Raw genomic sequence first — 16,129 nt, forward strand, 5'->3', positions numbered from 1 at the left:
GTGCGGTCACTTCAGGATGAACTCAGCGTGTGGGACAGCGCAATTCCAGGCTGAATCGAACGCCTGAGCGCACAGCTTCACCACGTCCTGGTCGGTGCTGACCTCGTTGCCCACCCATCCACCGTCCCCGGTGAAATGGTTGAACAGAACCTTTGTTCCGTCGAAGATCCAGCAGTCGTTTCCGGGTAGCGCCAATCCGGAGGCGCGCGTGCGCGGCAGCCAGCGAATATCCTCTCCGGCTCCGAGGTTCTGGGGTGTGCCCTCGTGCTCGAAACGGATGTACTCGCTCACCGGTTCGGAGACGACGCGCACTCGACGCAGGCGCACGTTCCGCGCGGCGGTGGCCCGCATCAGGTCGAGCCAGCCGGCTTTGCTCCGCGCGTCCTGTTCCGGACCCCAGTCGCCGGCCCGCCACCTCTCGACGTCGGCCTGCTCCTCCGCCACCGCGTAGTGGTCGCGCATCTCCAGGTGGTAGGCGGATTCCCGGCACTCATCGAAGATCCGTGCCCAACCCGCAGCGTCAAGAGACTCCACTCGTACCGTCCTTCGGCAGGTGGTCGAACAGGCTGGCCGGGACCCGGACAACAGTTTCGCCGCTGGGGATCTTCATCTGATCCACATCGTTCGGATCACTGATGACGTATCCCTGAACGATGAAATCGCCGCTCTCCTCATCCCGGTACAACCGGGGTGAACCGCCCTGCCCGGTCGTGCCACCGACGAACTCGATTCTCATGAGGCCTCGCATATCTCAACGTCATGAACCTGGGGGAATGCTCGATCAGTCGCAAGGATAATAGCATCCGCAGTGGGTCCTAAGGAGAAGTTTCGTAGCGCTCGTTCCTGATGGGCATAATGGGGCGTATGGTGATTGTATCTGAAGAATTGGAAGATTCGGCTTGCGGGTTTCGGCCTGGGGGGTCAGGGTAGGTCTGCCAGGCGGTTCAGGCGGAGGCGAAACAGGAGCGGATGTGACTCAAGGGCAGAGCCACCACGACCATGATCCGGTGCCTGATCCGAAAGTCCGTAACGCGCTTTTCAAATCGACCGGTAGCGGTGTGGTTCAAGCGCGTGACATCGGCGGCGGCGTGCACTTCCACACCTCGGCACCGGCCTCCGCGCTTCGTCCGGCCCAACTCCCCGGTGAGCTGCGCGGATTCGTCAACCGAACCGATGAGGTACGGCGTCTGGATTCCCTGTTGGGGGACGCCTCCACCGCGGCCCCGGGGCGTGGAGCTCTGCGGATCGCTCTCGTCGTGGGTACGCCGGGAGCGGGTAAGTCATCTCTCGCCGTTCACTGGGCGCATCGGATCAGGGACCACTTTCCCGACGGTCAGTTATACGTCAACCTGCACGGATACGATCCGGGACCACGAGTCGCGACCTCGGACGTACTCGGCCGCTTCCTGCGGGCCCTGGACGTGCCGCTGGATCGCATCCCCGTAGGAGAGGAACCGCGCGCCGAACTGTTCCGCTCCGTGACGGCGGACCGGCACGTGCTCATCGTCCTGGACAACGCCGCGGGAGTCGAGGACGTCAGACCGCTCCTCCCCGGATCCGCGAACTGCCTGGTCGCGATCACGAGCCGTACGCGCATGTCTGGTTTGGTCATACGAGAAGGGGCGCACCGCGTGAGTGTGGAGACGTTGTCACCAGCAGAGTCGGTGCGGTTACTACGCACCGTCATCGCCGGACACCGCAACGACGAAGACGAATCCGACCTCGTCGAACTCGCCCAGCTGTGTGCCGGACTGCCACTGGCCCTGAGAATCGTGGCCGAGCGGGCCGCCGCACGACCGTACATGCCACTGCGCGACCTGATCACCGAGCTGCGCGACGAGTCCGGGCTCTGGGACGCGCTGTCGGTGCCCGGAGAGGGTGAGGCCGATGAGGCGGACGCGGTGCGCACGGTCTTCGCCTGGTCCTACCGCGCACTCTCGCCACCTGTTGCCCGCATGTTCCATCTGCTGGGATTGCATCCGGGCCCCGAGTTCTCCGTCGAGGCCGCCGCGGCCCTGACAGCCACCACTCCGGTACGCGCGCGAAGGTACCTCGACGTCCTGACCGGGGCGCACCTGTTGGAGGAGTGCGGTCACGACCGCTACCAGTTCCACGACCTGCTGCGTGCCTACGCCGCTGACCAGGCCAGGAACGGGGAACCGGAGGACGCCCGAAAGGAAGCGCTGCGGCGCGTCCTGGGTTGGTACCTGCACTCGGCCGCCGCGGCCGCCCGCACCGGATCAGCCGCCTACAGCATGGCCCTGGACCTCGAACCCCTGGCTTCCGGACCCCGGGGCGAGCTGGTCGAGGCGGTGGAGTTCCACGAGGCCAAGGCGGCGATCGCCTGGTACGAAGCCGAACGAGACAACCTCATCAGCTCCGTACGAATCGCCGACAGTCACGGCATGCACAGGATCGCCTGGCAGATCCCCGCGACCGTGACCATGCTCATCGCCGACCGGGAACCGGCGGACACGTGGCTGCCCGCCCAACGGCAGGCCCTGTCCTCCGCACGCTCGGCGGGTGATCGGTACGGCGAGGCGATCACCCTCGACAACCTGGGGATCGCCTTCCGGCACCTGTATCGCCTGGATGAGGCCGTCGAGTGCTTCTCCGCCGCGTTGGTGGCCTTCCGAGAACGGGGTGACGCCTTCGGCCAGGCCAGGGCGGCCAACGGGCTGGGTGTGGTCCATCTGTTCGCGCACCGCTTCGAAGAAGCCGAATCCTGCTTCGAGCAGGCGCTGGAACAGGCGGTCCAACTCGACGATCCGGTGTACGTGGGGGCCTTCACCCGTAACCTCGGCTGGGTGCTCCTCGAACACGGGGCTCCTGAAGGGCTCAGCCGGGCCGAGGAGCTACTGAACCGCGCTGCCACTGTTCTGGCCGAAGCGAACGAACCCCTGGAACAGGCCGAGGCACTGACCCTTCTGGCGGCGGTCCATCGACAGGCGGGGCGCCACGCCTCGGCTCAGGAGACGGTGGAGCGGGCGTTGGCCATCGCGGGGACGGCGGACGGGAAACTCTTCGAAGGACTCGCTCTCCTGGAACTGGGGCGGATTCTTCTGGCACGTGGGCAGGGAACCGAAGCGCTCGGTCACCTTCAGCAGGCCGCCGTTCTGTTCCCACGGGCGGGCCGCCCGGATCTTCAGGCCGCCGCCTGGGGCGCTACCGGCGAGGCCTACCTGTCGCTCGGCCGTGCGGAGGACGCCGAGACGTTCCACCGTCAGGCGATCGCGGTCTTTCACGGTAGGGGAGATCAGTGGTCCCAGGCCCTCTCCCTGGCCCACCTCGCGACAGCGCTCACGAGGCAGGGGAACTTCGACGAGGCGGGGGAACGCCGCGGTGAGGCCTTGGGGTTGCTCCAGTCGTTCCCCGGGCCAGCGGCGGGGGCGCGACGGTCCGAAATCCAGGCGCAGGCCGAAGCCCCTCGCCGACCTTCGTCCTAGGTCCTCAGGGGAGACAGCCTCGGTCGCGGACGGGGAGGGGTGCCCCAACCGCGATGGGCACGGGATCATCACAGGTGGTGCCGAAACCGAGCGAATTCCACCAGAAGACCCGGTGCCCTCGCGGTCAGGGAACCCGCTCTCCTGCGGTCAGAGACCGACTAGTAGGTAGGCCAGCGGGCCCGCGATGAGGACGCTGAGGACCACCCGCTGGAACCAGATCACCACGAGCTGCCCCACCGTCAACGGGATGCGCGTGGCCAGGACACAGGGGACGAGCGCGGAGAAGAAGATGATCGACGACACCGACACGACCCCCACCACCAGCCGCAGCACGAGGTCCTCGGAACCGGCGGCCACGGTCGCGGGCAGGAACACCTCCGCGATCCCCACCGAGAGCGCCTTGGCGGCCAGCATGGGGTCGGAGAGCCCCACCACCCAGGTGAAGGGGACGAACACGTAGGCCAGCAGGTCGAAGACCGGGGTGGAGTGCGCCACGACCAGGCCGATGGTGCCCACGGACATGATCGACGGGAGGATGGACATGCTCATCCGGACCCCGTCGACGAAGTTCACCCACATGTTGCGCGGCAGGGAGGGCGCCGCGATCAGGGCCTTCCTCGCCTCCCGCCAGGCGTGACCGACGCGGTTCCCGGTGACCTCCTCCTCGGGCTGCGGTGTCGCCCCAGGGAAGGGGGCGTCCGGGATACGGCTCAGTGGTGGGACGCGCACGAGGATCGCGGTGACCGCGTAGGTGACGAAGAACGTCAGGAAGAAGTAGGTCAGCCAGATCCCCATCAGGTCGAGGGTGTTGGCGATGACCACCATGAACGTGACCGAGACCGTGGAGAACCCGATCGCGATGATCGCCGCCTCGCGGCCCGTGTACCGCCCGGACTGGTAGACGCGGTCGGTGATGAGCAGGCCCAGCGAGTAGCTGCCCACGAAGGAGGCGGCGGCGTCCACGGCCGAGCGCCCGGGGACGCGCCACACGGGCCGCATCACGCGTTGCAGCAGCACGCCGACGAACTCCATGAGCCCGTAGCCGACCAGCATGGCCAGGAAGACCGCGCCGACCGGGACCAGGAGTCCGACGTTGACGGCGACGGCGTTGAACAGGAAGGGGGCGAGGTCGTCGCCCATGAACCACGCGGGGCCGATGTCCAGGACGACCATGGAGGCCACGGCCAGGCCCACGATGTTCAGGAGGGCGAACACCAGCTTCACCCTGCTGTGCCGCCACGCTCCGGTGACGAACGGGACCACGGTTCCAGCCGCGATGACCAACCAGATCACGTAGGGAAGGGCGGGCCCGAGTCCGGCTTGGAGGAGGGTGACCAGATGGTCGAGGGGGATGGCGTTCCGGTCCCCGACGGTCACGGGGACGAAGAACATGAAGATGCCGATACCGCTGTAGACGACCAGGCGCCACGTCCCGGCCGCCTTCGAAGCGGTCGCGTTGTCGCTCACGGGGGGCTCCTCCTGCCTCTGAAATGGGAGTATTCCCGGAATCGAAGCAGAAAGTGACGCGGGACACCCGGGTCTGAGAGGAGAAAGCGTCCGAGATCTCGGACATCCGGTTTCGTTCGGAGGTCCGAGTGTTTCCCCCGGGTGTCCGGCTCAGCCCTCCTCTGCCAGCGCCAGGAGGCCGGGCGGCTCGGAGCCGCCCGAAGGGATCATCGATCTCGACTGGAAGGGAGGTGTCGTCACGTACGCGCCACCCAGATTCACGTGTGCCAGGCGATGCGGCCCGTGGCAATCTCTGAGGCCTGCTAGCTTCACCACCATCGAGCCCGTATGTCGAAAGCGAGCCCTCCCGTGTCCGACGCCCCCTACGCACCGCGCACGTTCCCCGTCTCAGTCAAGGGTGTCGTCATCCGTGACGGGCGGGTACTCCTGTTGCGCAACGAGCGTGACGAGTGGGAGCTCCCCGGAGGAAAGATCGAACTGGGGGAGACCCCGGAGGAGTGCCTGGCGCGGGAGATCGAGGAGGAGACGGGCTGGCCGGTCACGGTGGCCCAGATCCTCGATTCGTGGATGTACCACATCACCCAGGTCGACAAACGCGTCTTCATCGTCACCTACGGCTGTCGCGTGGACTCGGACGCCCCGGTCGTGGTCTCCAGTGAGCACAAGAAAGCCGGGCTGTTCACCGAGGACGAGGTGCCCCGACTGACGATGCCGGAGGGATACAAGCGGTCGGTGCTCTCGTGGTTCGCCCAGTCGGACGTATGACCGCCATACCCCTCATCTGCCGTTCCCGGGAGGGATGTATGGCTCTCCCGGGAACGGGATCGCGCGTGTTCGGGTTATGGGGCGGCGCGGATCGGCTCTCGGGCCGACGTGGGGGGAAGGCTCTGACCGTGGTCAGAGCCCGGGGCAGGCCTTAGAAAGAGGAGACGCGCAGCAGCGCGGACCATTCCGAGGAGGGGAAGGAGAGGTAGCCCAGATCGCGCTGGGTGGAGTCGCGCACCGCGAACCGCTGGGGTTCGTCCAGGAAGGGACCCGCCTCGACGCAGCTGCGTCCCCCGTCAGGGCTGTGGCTGCTGATGTGCCAGCCGACCTCCACGCATCGCCCGCCGCCATCGGCGCTGTAACTGCTGGTGCGCCAGTTCGTGACAGCCGACGTGTCCCGGTTCATTACAGGTTCCTCTCCAAGGCCGCGATGAACGCGACCGAGTCCTCGGGGCTCAAGCTCATCCCCTGCAAGCGATCGTACAAGGCCGCCAGATGCCCGGCTTCTTCGGATTCCAGGTAGAAACCGCCTGCTGGGCTCACGGAATAGGCGATCAGAGGGAAGGGGTCCTCCATATCGATGAGCCGAAAGCCCCCGTCGGGGCTCACCAGAGCGCCAGCCTCGAACGGGACGACCCTGATCCCGACATTCGGCCGTTCTGAAGAGCCCAAAAGGTGCCGGAGCTGGTCCTTCATGACCTCGCGACCGCCGACCATCCTCCGAAGGGCGGCCTCCTCCATGACGATGTCGAGTTGTACGGCGTTCTCACCGTCGAGGATGGCCTGCCGTGACATCCTGAGTTCGACGCCTCGTTCGATCTGAGCGGATGAATCATGCGGGTTGGCAGCACGGAACAATGCCTCCGCGTACGCCGCCGTCTGCACGAGCCCGTTGACGGGCGTGATGTCGAATGTGCGGATGCGATCAGCGCGGCTCTCCAACCACATGTAGTCGATGAACCAGTCAGCGACCTCGGAGGAGTACTTCTCCCACCATCCGGTCCTGCTGATCTCCTTGGAGAGCCGGAGCAACGAGGCGCGCTGCTGCTCGCCCTCCACCCCGTAAAGGTCCATCAGGGCGAGAACCTCGGGTTCACGGACCGGCAGTGCACCCGACTCGAACTTGCTGATGGCCGAGAAGCTGCGTTGCAGGTACTCGGCAGTGTCTGTGAGTTTGAGCCCGTTCTGCTCGCGCAGCTCCTTCAGCATCTTTCCCAACCACTGCGCCCGCAGCGTCGGCCTTCGCTTCGGCATGTGTGTCTCCTTGAAGATGTCTAGGAAAATTGTACCTACAACTTGACTTGTGATTGTACCTGCCTCAGTCTAGCTATAAGTGAGGCGGGTCTCACTCGGTGCGATCGCGCCGGATGTGGGCCGCCTGCTTACACAAAGACAGCCGCCCGGGGTGGGGTACTGAGATTGCAGCCTCTTCGCCCCACCTCGGGCGGCCTTCAAGGAGGGAACGCCGATGAACGACGTCCACATCCCCACCCCCATTGTTGCCCAGGAGTGGGACAAGATCGACACCTCCGTCGACAACGAGGAGCCCCAGCTTCTGTCCTCGGGGCAGTACGCCCGCTACTGCGCCACCATCCGGGACCTGTTGCGTGCCGCTGGCCTGCCGGTTCAGGACTTCGACCGGGAGACCCCCGAATTCCTGGTGATCGACGACGAGGAACTGGGAATGCGGGTCCGCTTGAGCCCCGATCGTCTGGCGAACGTCGAGATCACCCTCAGCGAGGACATGGCGGAGGCGTTCACCACCGTGCAGTTCGCCAGCCACCTCATCCGTCTCTTCGAGCTGGGGCGGAGGTTCCGCGACGAGAGCACCGCAAGCCTCTGACCTCGGAGCCGCGTCACCCCGCCGTCTCCTCCTCCGGAACCTGACTGAGGGGGCCGCTCCGGACTCCTCCGGGCGGCCCCGTCGGGTCCTCAGTCCAGTTCGCGCAGGTACTCCGCGAACTTCTCCAGGCCGTCGATGTTCCTCGGGCCCGAGATGCCCTCGTTGTAGTCCAGCACGAAGAAGTTCTCCTCGGTCACGGCCGGGACCCCGGCCATCGCGGGGGAGGAGGTGAGGAAGTCGATCTTCTCCTGGGCGGGCTGGTCGCCGTAGTCCAGGATGATGATCACCTCCGGCTCCGCCTCCACCACGGACTCCCAGCCCACCTGGGTCCAGCGCTGCTCCAGGTCACCGAAGATGTTGGCGCCCCCGGCGTGCTCGATGATGTCGTGCGGCGGGACCTGGTTGCCCGCCGTGAAGGGCTGGTCGGTGCCGGAGTCGTAGAGGAAGACGGAGGCCGGGTCACCCTCGGGCACCTGCTCCTCCACCGCCGCGACCCGTTCCCGGTAGTCCTCGACCAGCTCGGTGGCACGCTCCTCCACGCCGAAGATCCGCCCCATGCGCTCCAGGTCCGTGTACAGCCCCTCGAACGGCGTCACCCGCTCGGGGTGCCCGGGGTAGTTGAAGCAGGACTCGGCGTGCATGAAGCTCTGGACGCCGATGCCGTCGAGGATCTCCGGGGTGATGCCCCGCTGGTCGCTGAAGCCCGAGTTCCAGCCCGCGACCACCAGGTCCGCCTCCGCGTCCACCACCAGCTCCCGGTTGAGCAGGTCGTCGCTGAGGAACTCCACCGCCGCGTAGTCCTCGGCCCACGGGGACTCCTCCACCGGCGGGTTGGCCGGGGGCATCACGTAGCCGTGCACGTGGTCGACCAGCCCGAGCGCGAACAGCTTGTCCGCGCTGCCGCCCTCGTAGGCGACCACCCGCTGAGGCGTCGTGTACTCCACCTCCTCACCACAGCGCTGGACGGTGACCGGTCCGGCCCCGGCCTCGGAGACGCCCTCGACCCGTGCGCCGCAACCGGCGAGCAGGACCGAGACCGCCACAAGGGGGACCAGGGAGAGGGGACGGAGCGGGATTCGGGGATTCATCGGGGATCCTTCCTTGAGGGTGGGAGCCGGTACAGCAGCTGGGGGCCGCCGGTGAGGGGGTGGGGCACCACGGTGGCCTCCACACCGAAGACCTCCCGGAGCAGGGCGGGGGTGAGCACCTTCTCGGGGGTTCCCGCGTCCACCAACGCGCCCTCGGAGAGCACACCGACCACGTCGCAGGCCGAGGCGGCCAGGTTGAGGTCGTGCAGGACCACCAGCACCGTCACGCCCACGTCCCGCAGCAGCGAGAGCAGGTCCAGCTGGTGGCGCACATCCAGGTGGTTGGTGGGCTCGTCCAGCACCAGCACACGCGGCTCCTGTACCAGGGCGCGGGCCACGAGGACCCGCTGGCGTTCACCGCCGGAGAGTTCGAGCACGCCGCGACCGGCCAGGTGCGCCACGTCCAGCAGCTCCATCGAACTCCGGCACAGAGCGCGCTCCCTGGCGCTCAGCGGCTGGTTCCCGCGCAGGTGGGGTGTGCGCCCCAGCGCGACCAGCTCCTCGACCGTGAAGTCGAGGTCGCTCCCGTTCTCCTGCGTGAGGGCCGCGACGCGCTGGGCGCTCGAACGCGGGCTCATCGAGGTCAGGTCCTCGCCGTCGAGCAGGACGCGCCCCGCGCTGGGGCCCAGGGCCCGGTACACGCAGCGCAGGGCCGTGGACTTGCCGGAGCCGTTCGGGCCGACGAGGCCGACCACCTGCCCGTCCGGGACGTCCAGGGTGAGTCGCCGGACGATCCGCGCGCCGCCCAGGTCCACCGAGAGGTCGTCGAGTCGCAGGTCCATCAGCGTCCTCCGAACAGGTAGCCGCGGCGGCGCATCAGCACGATGAACACCGGGACGCCGATCAGCGCCGTGATCACCCCGAGGGGGAGTTCGCGCGGGGCCACGACCACCCGGGAGACCAGGTCCACCCAGACCATGAGCACCGCGCCCGCCAGGGGCGCCACGGTGAGCACCCGGCGGTGGTCGGCGCCCACGAGGATGCGCACGACGTGCGGCACGACCAGCCCGACGAACCCGATCGCGCCGCTGACCGCCACCATCGCGCCGGTCATCACGGCGGTCAGGACGAACAGCCAGCGGCGCAGGCGGTCCGCGTCCACGCCCAGGCTGGCGGCGGTCTCGTCGCCCAGCGCCGTCACGTCGAGGGAGCGGGCCCGGGAACGCAGCAGGAGCGCGCCGAGCAGCACGGCGGCCGCGACCACGGGCAGGGAGGCCCAGGTGGCGGCGCCGAAGCTCCCCATGGTCCAGAACAGGACGGTGCTGGTGGCCTCGTTGCTGGGGGCCAGGTAGACGATCACGCTCATGACCGCCTGGAAGCCGAAGGACAGCGCCACGCCGGTCAGGACCAACCGGAGCGGAGTGACGCCCATCCGCGAGTACGAGACGGCGTAGACCAGCACGGTCGCGACGAGGGCCCCGGCGAAGGCCCCGGCCGAGACGGCGTGGACACCGAGGGCCGAGACGCCCAGGACGCCGACCAGGACCGCGCCCACGGAGGCCCCGGAGGAGACCCCGAGGATGTAGGGGTCCGCGAGGGGGTTGCGCACCATCGCCTGGACGGCGACGCCGACCGTGCCGAGCCCGGCGCCCACGACGGCGGCGAGCAGGACGCGCGGGGTGCGGATCTGCCAGATGACCTGGTACTGCGTGAGCTCGTCGGCCTGGATCACGCCGCCGCTGAGAGCGGCCCACAGGTAGCGGACGGTCTCCTTCGGGGGGATGACCGCCGAGCCGAGGCCGATCGCCAGGACCGTGGAGACGACCAGCACCAGGGTGAGGGCCAGGGCAGCGGTCGCGGTCCCCGCCGGGGTGGTCAGCCAGCGGACCCGGGGGGCGGGTTCGCGGCCGGGGTCCGGGGGAGCGGTGAGGGGAGCGGGGGGAGCGGGGGCGTGCCGCATCCGGCCTCCCTTCCTGTGAGGACGAGATACGAGTGGATATGAAAACGGTTTTCATTCTAAGCGCAGACTTGGCCACTCGCGTCCACTTTCGGAGAAGGGCACACGAAGGAGCCCGCCGGCGGTCCGCGCGAACGGGGCCACCGACGGGCTGGTCAGTCCTGGAAGCAGTGGTCAGACGGCGTTGAGCTGGATCGCCAGGGCGTCGAGGCTCCTCGCGGTGAGGTCGAAGGAGTCCGCCGCACCGGGCGGGTCCCCGACGGGACGTTCCACGTACGCGGTCCGCATCCCGAGCGCCTGCGCGCCACGCAGGTCCCAGGCGTGCGCGGCGACCATCAGCAGGCGCTCCGGCGCGAGGCCCGCGTGGGCGAGCGCCAGCCGGTAGACGTCCGGGTGGGGCTTGTACGCACGCGCGTCCTCGGCGGACAGCGCCTGGTGCCAGCGCAGTCCGGCGTGCGCGCTGATCCGGGTGAGCGCGGGGCCGCTGGCGTTGGACAGGCCGACCACCGGGTAGCGGGAGGCGATCCGGTCCAGCGCCCGCACGGAGTCGGTCCACGGCTCCAGGCGCCGCGCGGCGTCCGCCAATTCGAGGACCGCCTCCTCGTCGTCGATCCCGGCCTCGGCCGCCACGCGCGTCGCGGCCTCGAGGTCGAGCTCGGTGCTGCTGGCATAGGGGAGCCCGTCGTCGAGGATCGCGCGCTGGCGCTCCTCGACGTGCCCGGACCACGTCCGGAGGAGTTCCGCCACCCTGGCGTCGTCGGCCCCGGGCAGCAGCGCGCGGATGCCCCGCCCGATCCCGCCGGGCTCGTCGACCATGGTTCCGAGGACGTCGAAGAAGATCACGTCGATGTCGGGGGCTGAGGTCACGTGGCGACTCCTGGTGTCAGCGGCCGCGCCGCCCGGACCGCGCGGGCCGGGTTCTCGGAGACGGGGTCGGACGACCGTGTGTCCGCCGGGCCCAGCGAGCATAGCCCGCCGGGTCCGCCTCCCCTGCGGCCGGTTCCGGTCTCAGCGGGCGGCCGTGGCGAAGGGGCCGTCGGGGCCGAAGGCGAACGCGGCGAACCGGGTGCCGATGCGGTGGTGCGCCGCCGTGTCCGGGTGGAGGCGGTCGGGCAGCGGCAGCTCGGCGTGGTCCGCCTCGCCGTAGAGCTCACGGCCGTCCAGGTGGGACAGGTGCGGGTCCTCGGCCGCGCGCTCCCGCACGATCCGGGACAGCTCCTCCCTGATGGACGTGAGGGTGAGCTTTCCGGCGGCGCGTTCCCGCGGGTCGCCGGTGGCCCGGAACAGCTTCCGACCCGCGCGCAGGGCTTCGGTGTCGAAGGCGGCGGGACCGGGGGTGTCCTCCTGGATGGGACACAGGATCGGGGAGACGACCAGCAGCGGGGTGTCCGGGTGGCCCTCGCGGATGGTGTCCAGGAAGCCGTGCACCGCCGGTGTCAGGGCGCGCATCCGCATCAGGTCCCCGTTGACCAGGTTGATGCCGATCTTCACGCTGATGAGGTCGGCCGGGGCGTCCCGCATGGCCCGGGCGGTGAACGGGTCGAGCACGGCGCTGCCGCTCAGCCCCAGGTTGACAAGGTCGACGGGCTCGTGCGCGGCCGCGACGGCGGGCCAGGTCGCGGTGGGACTCGTGGCGTCGGAACCGTGGCTGACGGAGCTGCCGTGGTGCAGCCACACCCGGCGTCCTCGCTCGGGGGCGGGTTCGACGGGGGCGTCGGCGCGCAGGGAGACGAGCCGTGTGGCCTCGTCGTGCGGCAGCCAGATCTCCACGTCCTTGGTCCGGTCGGGCAGTCCGGTGAAGCGGGCGGTGCCCACCGGCCCCTCCTGGTGCTCCACGGCGCCGGTGGCCGTGTCGAAGGTCAGGGTGTCGCCGCCGACGACGGTGGTCTGGGCGGTCAGCCGACCGTCCACGAGCAGGTCGTACACCCCGTGCGGGCGCTGGGGGAGCCCCGTGTAGACCCGCTTGGTGGGCAACGTGTCCAACTCGATCGCGGTCGCGCGGGTGCGCAGGAGCAGCCGGACCCCCGAGGGCTGGGTCTCGGCCATGGCCAGCAGCGGGTCGTTGTTCTGGGCGCGGGCCCGCGCGGGCAGTCGGTGCGGCAGCAGGCCCCGCTCCGTGTCCTCCCACTCCACCGCCCCGAGCAGGAGGTCCGGGGCCAGGGGTGTGGTGGTCCAGTGGTGTTCGGTGCGCACGGTAGCCCCCTAGGGCGTCTCGGTCGGGGCGGGCCAGGTCCGCAGCAGGTGGTCGAGGGCGTCCAGCGTCCGCGACCAGCTCTCCTGGGAACCGGGCTCGCTGTGGTCGAACCCGCCACCGGACTCCGTCGTGACGTAGCCGTGGAAGGTGCTGCCCAGGAGGCGTACCGCGTGGGTCTGGTCGGGTTCGTCGAGGTTGTAGCCGCGCAGGAGCGCCCGCGTCATCCGCGCGTGCCGGACCCCGGCGCTGGCCGCCGCCGTCTCCGGGTCGAGCCGGAGCTGGGCGGCGGCGTAGCGGCCGGGGTGTGCGCGGGCGTAGTCGCGGTACACGTTGGCGAGGGCGACCAGGGCGTCCTTCCCGGACCGGCCCGCGAGGGCGTCGGCGGCCCGGTCGGCCATCTCCTCCAGAGCGAGCAGCGCGATCCTGGTCCTGAGGTCCCGGGAGTTGCGCACGTGTGAGTACAGGCTCGCGACCCGCACGTCGAAGCGCCGGGCCAGGGCCGAGACGGTCACCTGGTCGAAGCCGACCTCGTCGGCCAGCGCCGCGCCCTCCCGGGTGAGGCGTTCCGGGGTCAGTCCGGCTCGTGCCATCAGGATCCTCCTCGTTTCCGAAGCACACCCTATGTTTGCCTAAAGGGTTTAGGCAAACGAGGGCTCCTTTGAGGGAGGGGGGTCAGCGTCGCATCAGCGCGAAGACGCCCCAGCCGAGGTACTCACGCATGTAGCGCGCGTAGCGCGCGGGCTCGGCGGAGAGCTCGGCCCGTACCTCGGGCGCCAGCTCGTCCTGCGGGTTCCGGTCGAGCCAGCGGCGGAGGCTGAGCCACTGCGCCGCCCGGTACCGGTCCCAGCTGTCCTGGTCGGCCAGCACCATCTCGACGACGTCGTACCCGAGGCCGCCGAACTGTTCGATCAGCTCGGGGAGTGACAGGAAGTCGGACGGGCCGGTGGCGTGGCACCCCTCGGCGGTCTCCTGGTCCGGCGGGGTCCGGCGCCAGTAGGGCTCACCGATGAGCATCAGGCCTCCGGGGCGGAGGCTCCGGCCGAGCAGCGCGGCCGTTCCGGCGACGCCGTCCCCGATCCAGGTGGCGCCGACGCAGGCGGCGAGGTCGACGGGGGTGTCCGCGACGTACCCGGTGGCGTCGCCGTGGACGAACTCCACCCGGTCCTCGACGCCGAGCTCGACGGCGCGGGCCCGGGCCTGCTCGGTGAAGACGGTGCTGACGTCCACGCCCGTGCCCGTGAACCCCAGGTCGCGCGCCCAGGTGCACAGCATCTCGCCCGAGCCGCTGGCCAGGTCGAGCACCCGTGTTCCGGGAGGCAGACGGAGCGCCTCGCCCAGTACGGCGAACTTGTGCGGCGTCAGCGGGTTGTGGATGCGGTGGCCGCTCTCGCGGATGGTGAAGATGCGGGGGAGGTCCATGGTGGCCGCCTTTCCGTCGGACTCCGTGTCCGACGAGGGAGAGACGGCCACCGTAGCCCGGCGGCCCCGGCCCGTGGGCTAGCCCTCGAGGGTGTCCTGGATGATCGGGACGATCTCGTCCAGCGCGTGGTGGATGCCCAGGGTGGAGCCGCTGGAGAAGGCGTTGGCCAGTTCCGGGTCGTCCAGGACGATCAGCCGTCCGGCCTCGGCCGAGGGGATGCCCTGGAGGACCGGGTCCTCGTTCAGGAACGCGGCGGTGTCGGCGTCACCGATCGGGAAGACGATGGTGAGGTCGGCGTCCAGCTCCTCCACGAGCTCGGAGCTCAGGTCCGTGTAGAAGGCGCCGTCCGCCCTCTCGACCAGGTCCGGCTCGTACTCGAAGCCCAGCTCGGTGAGGACGTCCACCCGGGTGTCACCGGGAACGTAGGCCCCGTACTGGCCGTCGAAGTAGGCGCCCACCGCGATGGTGAGGTCGGCGAACTCGGGGTTGTCCCCGCGCAGCTCCTCGAAGCGGGTCTCCAGCTCGGTGACCAGCTCCTCGCCGCGCTCCTCCTCGCCCACCACCTGGGCGACCTGGCGGGTCTGCTGCTGCCAGGTGGTGCCGTAGGTGACCTCGACCCCCGGCGGCGGACCCACGACGGGCGCGACCGGGGAGAGGAGGTCGTGGCGCTCCTGGGAGTTGTCCGAGCGCGTGTCCAGGATGACGTCGGGCTCCAGGGAGGCGATCGCCTCGATGTTGGGCTCCATGGTGCCCAGCTGGGTGGGCTCGGAGTCGAACAGGTCCGCGGCCCAGGGGCCCACACCGGTGCCGCCGTAGTCCTGCCAGTCGGCCACGCCCACCGGCTGCACGCCCAGGGCGAGGGCGGTCTCGGCGTCGGACCAGCCGAGCGCGGCCACGTTCTGGGGACGGTCCTCGATCTCCACGTCACCGAAGAGCGTCTCGACGGTGACGGGGTAGCCCTCGGCGGCCTCGCCCGAGGGCTCGGAGGAGGTGCCGGGGCCACCGCACGCGGAGAGCAGGACGGCGGACGCGGCACCGGCGGCGACCAGGCCGAGACGGGCGGACGGACCGGGGTTCATGGGACCTCGCTGGCGAAGATGAGCTTAGCCTTGCCTAAGCCGGATTTATCCAGGTTAGCGCGGCTTGGGGATGGTGTGATCAGTGGGGTGGGAGTGGTGTGAAACACGTGCTCCGGCGGCCCGGGCGTCCTCAGTCGACCCCGGCCACGCCCGCGCGCCAGTAGCCCACGAACGTGATGTCGTCCTTGGACACCGCGCGGTCGCGTACCAGGGCGCGCCGCAGCCCGGTGGGCAGCGCGTTCTCTCCGGCGACCCAGCAGTAGGGGCGGCCCTCGGGCAGGTCCGCCGCGCTCACCGTCTCCAGGGCCAGACGCCCGGGGGTGGCGTGGGCGTCCTCGCGCGGCAGCCAGTGCACCTCCACCCCGGGCGGGGCGTTCAGCGGCCGGACGTCCCGGGGGGAGGGAACCTCCAGGTAGACCTTGGCGCGCAGGTCGCGCGGGGCCTGTTCGACGATCGACAGCAGGGCGGGCACGGCGCTCTCGTCGCCGACGAGCAGGTGCCAGTCGGCCTCGGCCGGGGGCAGGTAGTAGATGCCCTCGGGGAACAGGCCCACCTCGTCGCCCTCGCTGGCGGAGATCGCCCAGGTCGAGGCGGGGCCGCCGTCCCCGTGCGCCACGAACTCGATGTCGAGCTCCAGGGCCTCGGGGTCGAACCGGCGGATGGTGTAGTTGCGGACGTAGGGGCGGGTGTCGTCACCCATGTCGCGGTACTGCGGGTACCAGCCGTCGTCGTCGGCGTCCGGCAGGACCAGTCGCTCCTGCCCGGGGCGGCGGAGGAAGACCCGCACGCACTGGTCGCGGCCGAGGAACTCGAACCTCGCCAGCTCCGGACCGCTGACGGTGACGGTGATGAAGTGGTCGGTGGTCCGCTCGGCGCGTACGACCCGGGCGCGGATCATCTGGCGGTGACGCGGGGGCTGGATACGCAAGC

The 16,129-nt window shown here is 69.5% G+C and carries 17 protein-coding genes; 3 read left to right on the forward strand and 14 right to left on the reverse strand.

What is annotated here, in order from left to right; genetic code table 11:
- Positions 1-6 precede the first annotated feature (6 nt).
- Positions 7-534, reverse strand: a complete 528-nt coding sequence (locus AC0VYL_RS12145; protein ID WP_475462844.1) for a DUF6879 family protein — start codon at positions 532-534, stop codon at positions 7-9.
- Complete coding sequence (locus AC0VYL_RS12150) at positions 521-736, reverse strand: hypothetical protein (protein WP_475462845.1); 216 nt, start codon at positions 734-736, stop codon at positions 521-523. Before AC0VYL_RS12150 ends, AC0VYL_RS12145 begins: the two co-directional genes overlap by 14 nt.
- 895 nt (positions 737-1,631) lie before the next feature.
- On the opposite strand from AC0VYL_RS12150, the gene AC0VYL_RS12155 reads away from it, so the two are divergent.
- The gene (locus tag AC0VYL_RS12155) at positions 1,632-3,446 is read left to right on the forward strand and encodes a tetratricopeptide repeat protein (RefSeq protein WP_475483177.1); all 1,815 of its coding nucleotides are present in this window, start codon (positions 1,632-1,634) and stop codon (positions 3,444-3,446) included.
- A gap of 147 nt (positions 3,447-3,593) precedes the next feature.
- On the opposite strand, the gene AC0VYL_RS12160 is transcribed toward AC0VYL_RS12155, so the two are convergent.
- Positions 3,594-4,913, reverse strand: coding sequence for a YjiH family protein (locus AC0VYL_RS12160; protein ID WP_475483178.1), 1,320 nt, complete (start codon positions 4,911-4,913; stop codon positions 3,594-3,596).
- 327 nt (positions 4,914-5,240) lie between these two features.
- Here AC0VYL_RS12160 and AC0VYL_RS12165 point away from each other — a divergent pair, with 327 nt between their 5' ends.
- A complete protein-coding gene (locus tag AC0VYL_RS12165) occupies positions 5,241-5,678 on the forward strand; it encodes an NUDIX hydrolase (RefSeq protein ID WP_475483179.1) in 438 nt (145 codons plus the stop codon).
- Between the two features lie 151 nt (positions 5,679-5,829).
- On the opposite strand, the gene AC0VYL_RS12170 is transcribed toward AC0VYL_RS12165, so the two are convergent.
- Positions 5,830-6,084 (reverse strand): DUF397 domain-containing protein, encoded by a 255-nt coding sequence (locus AC0VYL_RS12170; protein ID WP_475483180.1) that lies wholly within the window; start codon positions 6,082-6,084, stop codon positions 5,830-5,832.
- Positions 6,084-6,932, reverse strand: coding sequence for a helix-turn-helix domain-containing protein (locus AC0VYL_RS12175; RefSeq protein WP_475483181.1), 849 nt, complete (start codon positions 6,930-6,932; stop codon positions 6,084-6,086). Before AC0VYL_RS12175 ends, AC0VYL_RS12170 begins: the two co-directional genes overlap by 1 nt.
- Positions 6,933-7,146: 214 nt before the next feature.
- Here AC0VYL_RS12175 and AC0VYL_RS12180 point away from each other — a divergent pair, with 214 nt between their 5' ends.
- On the forward strand, positions 7,147-7,521 hold the full coding sequence (locus AC0VYL_RS12180; RefSeq protein ID WP_475483182.1) for a hypothetical protein: 375 nt from the start codon (positions 7,147-7,149) through the stop codon (positions 7,519-7,521).
- A gap of 89 nt (positions 7,522-7,610) precedes the next feature.
- On the opposite strand, the gene AC0VYL_RS12185 is transcribed toward AC0VYL_RS12180, so the two are convergent.
- From AC0VYL_RS12185 to AC0VYL_RS12225, 9 genes are all read right to left on the reverse strand, one after another.
- Positions 7,611-8,609: an ABC transporter substrate-binding protein gene (locus tag AC0VYL_RS12185; protein ID WP_475462851.1), complete on the reverse strand. Its 999-nt coding sequence runs from the start codon at positions 8,607-8,609 to the stop codon at positions 7,611-7,613.
- Positions 8,606-9,391, reverse strand: coding sequence for an ABC transporter ATP-binding protein (locus tag AC0VYL_RS12190; protein WP_475483183.1), 786 nt, complete (start codon positions 9,389-9,391; stop codon positions 8,606-8,608). Before AC0VYL_RS12190 ends, AC0VYL_RS12185 begins: the two co-directional genes overlap by 4 nt.
- Positions 9,391-10,509 carry a FecCD family ABC transporter permease gene (locus AC0VYL_RS12195; protein WP_475483184.1) on the reverse strand — a complete coding sequence of 373 codons (1,119 nt, stop codon included), beginning with the start codon at positions 10,507-10,509 and terminating at the stop codon, positions 9,391-9,393. Before AC0VYL_RS12195 ends, AC0VYL_RS12190 begins: the two co-directional genes overlap by 1 nt.
- 171 nt (positions 10,510-10,680) lie before the next feature.
- Positions 10,681-11,373, reverse strand: coding sequence for a haloacid dehalogenase type II (locus AC0VYL_RS12200; RefSeq protein WP_475483185.1), 693 nt, complete (start codon positions 11,371-11,373; stop codon positions 10,681-10,683).
- A 141-nt stretch (positions 11,374-11,514) separates the two neighbouring features.
- Complete coding sequence (locus AC0VYL_RS12205; RefSeq protein ID WP_475483186.1) at positions 11,515-12,699, reverse strand: GDSL-type esterase/lipase family protein; 1,185 nt, start codon at positions 12,697-12,699, stop codon at positions 11,515-11,517.
- A 9-nt stretch (positions 12,700-12,708) separates the two neighbouring features.
- A complete protein-coding gene (locus AC0VYL_RS12210; RefSeq protein ID WP_475483187.1) occupies positions 12,709-13,290 on the reverse strand; it encodes a TetR/AcrR family transcriptional regulator in 582 nt (193 codons plus the stop codon).
- An 82-nt stretch (positions 13,291-13,372) separates the two neighbouring features.
- Entirely contained in the window at positions 13,373-14,119 is a 747-nt protein-coding gene (locus AC0VYL_RS12215; RefSeq protein WP_475483188.1) for a class I SAM-dependent methyltransferase, read from the reverse strand.
- Between the two features lie 78 nt (positions 14,120-14,197).
- Complete coding sequence (locus AC0VYL_RS12220; RefSeq protein WP_475483189.1) at positions 14,198-15,199, reverse strand: ABC transporter substrate-binding protein; 1,002 nt, start codon at positions 15,197-15,199, stop codon at positions 14,198-14,200.
- A 130-nt stretch (positions 15,200-15,329) separates the two neighbouring features.
- Entirely contained in the window at positions 15,330-16,097 is a 768-nt protein-coding gene (locus tag AC0VYL_RS12225) for a siderophore-interacting protein (protein WP_475483502.1), read from the reverse strand.
- Positions 16,098-16,129: the final 32 nt, after the last annotated feature.

This window comes from Nocardiopsis sp. iso_238 (assembly GCF_056173325.1).

What these genes read in the sequence shown, in the direction of transcription:
- AC0VYL_RS12170 (WP_475483180.1), bottom strand. Translation starts at nt 6,084, where the DNA reads ATGAACCGGGACACGTCGGCTGTCACGAACTGGCGCACCAGCAGTTAC.
- AC0VYL_RS12150 (WP_475462845.1), bottom strand. Translation starts at nt 736, where the DNA reads ATGAGAATCGAGTTCGTCGGTGGCACGACCGGGCAGGGCGGTTCACCC.
- AC0VYL_RS12165 (WP_475483179.1), top strand. Translation starts at nt 5,241, where the DNA reads ATGTCGAAAGCGAGCCCTCCCGTGTCCGACGCCCCCTACGCACCGCGC.
- AC0VYL_RS12175 (WP_475483181.1), bottom strand. Translation starts at nt 6,932, where the DNA reads ATGCCGAAGCGAAGGCCGACGCTGCGGGCGCAGTGGTTGGGAAAGATG.
- AC0VYL_RS12215 (WP_475483188.1), bottom strand. Translation starts at nt 14,119, where the DNA reads ATGGACCTCCCCCGCATCTTCACCATCCGCGAGAGCGGCCACCGCATC.
- AC0VYL_RS12180 (WP_475483182.1), top strand. Translation starts at nt 7,147, where the DNA reads ATGAACGACGTCCACATCCCCACCCCCATTGTTGCCCAGGAGTGGGAC.
- AC0VYL_RS12195 (WP_475483184.1), bottom strand. Translation starts at nt 10,509, where the DNA reads ATGCGGCACGCCCCCGCTCCCCCCGCTCCCCTCACCGCTCCCCCGGAC.
- AC0VYL_RS12220 (WP_475483189.1), bottom strand. Translation starts at nt 15,199, where the DNA reads ATGAACCCCGGTCCGTCCGCCCGTCTCGGCCTGGTCGCCGCCGGTGCC.
- AC0VYL_RS12210 (WP_475483187.1), bottom strand. Translation starts at nt 13,290, where the DNA reads ATGGCACGAGCCGGACTGACCCCGGAACGCCTCACCCGGGAGGGCGCG.
- AC0VYL_RS12185 (WP_475462851.1), bottom strand. Translation starts at nt 8,609, where the DNA reads ATGAATCCCCGAATCCCGCTCCGTCCCCTCTCCCTGGTCCCCCTTGTG.
- AC0VYL_RS12190 (WP_475483183.1), bottom strand. Translation starts at nt 9,391, where the DNA reads ATGGACCTGCGACTCGACGACCTCTCGGTGGACCTGGGCGGCGCGCGG.
- AC0VYL_RS12225 (WP_475483502.1), bottom strand. Translation starts at nt 16,097, where the DNA reads ATGATCCGCGCCCGGGTCGTACGCGCCGAGCGGACCACCGACCACTTC.